Raw genomic sequence first — 3,442 nt, 5'->3', positions numbered from 1 at the left:
TGATTTTATCATCAATCTGAGAGGTTTACACAGAATAATTTACACTACCAATTTGGCAGCGAATATGCTGTTGCAGGAAGATAAATCTATTTCGGAAATTGCCGCCGCTGTAGGATATAAAAGCCAAAGTAAATTTACATCGGCTTTCCGAGATATATTCCAGATATTACCTACTGCATATCAGAAACTGTATCGTAATCAATAATTTTAATGCAAAACTGCACCCACAATATCCCTGAGTGCAGTTTTGTATCAATCAATATTCTAATGTTTCTCCATCAAGTGGAATATCAAGAACAAGTATCCTATACAAATGCACTTTCCTCTTTTGCTTTCTGCAAATCTTTTAACACTGTTCCTATATCTCCCAAAATAGCAATCCCCTTATCTTCAATGAATTCCGGCAAAAACTGATATTCTGAATTTACGGAGATATAATATGCATCTTTCAAGCAGTTTGTCAGTTCCCAAAACGGTTCCTGTATAAACATCGGTGTCATGCGCCCTACTCCAAGTTCTATCAAGAGAATTTTTCTATCTTTGTTCTTTTGAATGTATTTTGAGATTTTCTCATATTCTTCTTCGTATTTTTTCCCTTGCAGAAAGTTCCCATATCCTCTTACCCACGGAAACATTTCCGCACCACAATGAGGGCAACGAGGAATCAGTTCATCCGGCACCATTGTCCCCTCTCCCATAGCCGCAATCATATCTGCCACAGGTTGTACGGCATCCCATGTTTCATCCTGACAACACTGGGAACACTGGAAGAAACGATGATCTCCCTGAATCTCACTGACCTTTTCTTCCGGATAAATCTTTACAAACTGTGTATCCTGATTAGTCGTTAAGATATGAAAATCCTTTCCCTGCAAAATTCTATCCAAATCCAGATATGGCTCTCTGATAGGGGCATTTTGTGTAGTATTTAAAAAGGTTGCCACATATCCCCAGTGTTCATTTCTTGTAGAAAACCGATGCATCATTCCGCTAAAAGCACCTTTGAATCCATACTTATCTGCAAATTTTCCAAAATGCTCACGAAAAGAAGGGGTATCACTATAATAAAAGTCACCACCTCCAGCCGCTGATAAACCGGATGCTCCGCCTACTATGATACACTCTGCCTCCTGCACTCTGCGAACAAATTCCTGAATCTGTTCCTCATAAGGAAGTGGTTTTTGTTTGCTCAACACTACAGCAGTACCGCCGGATGCATAGGTACTATAGTGTCTTGAATAGTTCATTTGTGTTTTCATTACCAAATTTTCGTAACAGCTCATTTTTTTCATTCTCCTATCTCACAACTGTAATATCTTTAACTACCTTACTTAGTCTATCCTTCCCTTTCTGATTTCCTTTAACGCTACCATAAGATTACCATCCACACCGATGGATTTTTCTTTGATTTCCTCTGGAATGTAAATTTCGCCCTTGTTAAATGTGATATAACTTGCCTGTGGTTCTACTGCTGCAAGCTGCATCAAAGGAGCTTTAATCATCTGATTTCTCCAACCAATGCCAAATTCCAGAATTACCAGCTTCTTTCCATGTAAATTCTGAATAAATTCTTGATAGCGGGCAGCCTTTTCCTTCCAATTTTTCGTTTCTGTAAACGAGGACATCTCACCCCAATTTACTTCCATATCACCACCGCATTTTGGACATTTCGGCAGTAATTCTTTAGGTACTCTTCCGTTTACTTCCTCTTCTGTCATGGCGAGAACTGCTTTTTGATTAGGATAGACCTCGTCATGACATCTGTTCTTGCACCGCATCTGAGTTAATTTTCCTTCCATTTCAAAAACACGGTCTGCCTCAAAACCTGCCGGCACAAAATGATCCTCCGCATTGGAAGTTACTACGAAATATTCTTTATCCTTTACTAGTGCATAGATGTTTTTCATAATCTCACTCGGCTCATCCTGCATAGCTTTTGCCTTAACAAGTCTGCTTACAAACGCCCACTTTTCTTCTACCTTCATTGGCACTGAAAATCCGTGTAAAACACAGCGCAGTCCGTATTTTTCTCTGAAATCTCCCATATTTTCCTGAAACCATGCGTCATCTGCAAAAATATTATATCCCTCTGCGATAGACAAACCATTACTGGCTCCAATCAAAATACCATCTGCTTCTTTGATGATTTGACTTATCTCTTGATATACATTCATCTTCATCACATTTCCTTTCCCACTATGTTTTCTTTTAAATCCCGCAGGGTTTCTGCCAAATCTCCTGCTATATAAATGCCTTTGTCTTTTATATGCTCTGGAACTGAGGATTTCTTCTGATTCAGACAGGCATAAAACACTTTTTCATTTTTGTATGTCATTTCCCAAAAAGGAAGTTTAATAATACTGGGTGTCATCTCACCAACCCCCAGCTCCAGCAGTACAACATTCTTATCTGTTCCATTCATGAGATATTTTTTTAGGAAATTCTCATATCGCCTTACACCTTCCCTCCAGTCTTTTCCCTCCAAAAATGTATCATCCCTTACCCAGGGAACCATGATTCTCCCGCATTCATTACATCTTGGCAGAAGCTCGGAAGTAACACGCAGCTCCCGGATATTTTCGTTCATCCTGCGAATCATTTCTACATTGGAATAAATTTGGTCATGGCAAGGCTGACTGCATTGAACATAGCCGCTGTTACCTTGATAATCGCAAATCCTTTCTTTCTGAAAAATCCGTTCAAACTGCATATCTATATTGGTTGTTAAAACAAAGACTTCTTTTTCCGCCACAATATCACTCAGATCATAGTATGGCTGTCCTGTAGGTGCATCCCACATACTTTGTATGTAACGTGCATAATATGCCCACTGTTGTTCCGGCGATGAATAACAGTAGTAAAAACCGTCAAAGGGAGATTTCAGTCCATACCACTCCTTGAAATCTTGTAAACATTTCTCCATATAGGGTAGCCAATGATAATGGTTATATCCTGCCGCACTGGAAAGACCAGAACCACCGCCTATCAAAACGGCATCTGCCTGACGGATTTTTTCTGCCAGAAAACTGACTTGTTCCTCCCTTTGCATACACCACTTAATCTCCTTTTTTATATCAGATTTCACACTTTTTATTTTGCTTGACTTTTATTTTTTTACTTGTTAAAATTAAATTTACATCAAGCATTAAAATCATATTATCATGTAATTTTAAAAATTGCAAGAAGAAAATTCGAGGTGACAAATGAAATATTCTACAAAGCTTAGTGACACCATTCATATTCTTATATTTATTGCTCTTGGAGATGACGAACAACTCTCCAGCACAAAAATCGCAGAAAGTATCAAGACAAACCCGGCTTATGTCAGACAGCTTATGGCAACCCTGAAAAATGCAGGCATTGTTGTCAACACACAAGGTCATGCGAATGCCGCTCTTGCAAAATCGGCAGATAAAATCAATATGTATGACATCTACCGAGC

Annotated in this window: 5 protein-coding genes; 2 read left to right on the top strand and 3 right to left on the bottom strand. The window is 38.8% G+C overall.

All coding sequences use genetic code 11. The features are described from left to right. The coding region (locus LG34_RS08655) for a helix-turn-helix domain-containing protein (RefSeq protein WP_146190207.1) at window positions 1-205 on the top strand (205 nt) is incomplete at its 5' end. Between the two features lie 100 nt (window positions 206-305). Here LG34_RS08655 and LG34_RS08650 read toward each other — a convergent pair. From LG34_RS08650 to LG34_RS08640, 3 genes are read right to left on the bottom strand one after another with little or no spacing between them, the layout of a single operon-like run. Continuing rightward, entirely contained in the window at window positions 306-1,283 is a 978-nt protein-coding gene (locus LG34_RS08650) for an NAD-dependent protein deacetylase (protein ID WP_242979841.1), read from the bottom strand. Between the two features lie 48 nt (window positions 1,284-1,331). Then, the gene (locus LG34_RS08645; protein ID WP_242979840.1) at window positions 1,332-2,174 is read right to left on the bottom strand and encodes an NAD-dependent protein deacetylase, SIR2 family; all 843 of its coding nucleotides are present in this window, start codon (window positions 2,172-2,174) and stop codon (window positions 1,332-1,334) included. 5 nt (window positions 2,175-2,179) lie between these two features. Further along, window positions 2,180-3,049 (bottom strand): NAD-dependent protein deacetylase, SIR2 family, encoded by an 870-nt coding sequence (locus tag LG34_RS08640; protein ID WP_109215732.1) that lies wholly within the window; start codon window positions 3,047-3,049, stop codon window positions 2,180-2,182. 154 nt (window positions 3,050-3,203) lie between these two features. Between LG34_RS08640 and LG34_RS08635 the strand changes: the two genes are divergently transcribed. After that, window positions 3,204-3,442 (top strand): Rrf2 family transcriptional regulator (locus tag LG34_RS08635; RefSeq protein WP_146190206.1); only part of this gene is annotated, 239 nt, incomplete at its 3' end.

Source organism: Eubacterium ramulus (assembly GCF_003122485.1).
Taxonomy (GTDB): Bacteria; Bacillota; Clostridia; order Lachnospirales; family Lachnospiraceae; genus Eubacterium_I; species Eubacterium_I ramulus_A.
The sequence above is the reverse complement of the archived record's forward strand: the minus strand, read 5'-3'. Positions and strand labels throughout refer to the sequence as shown.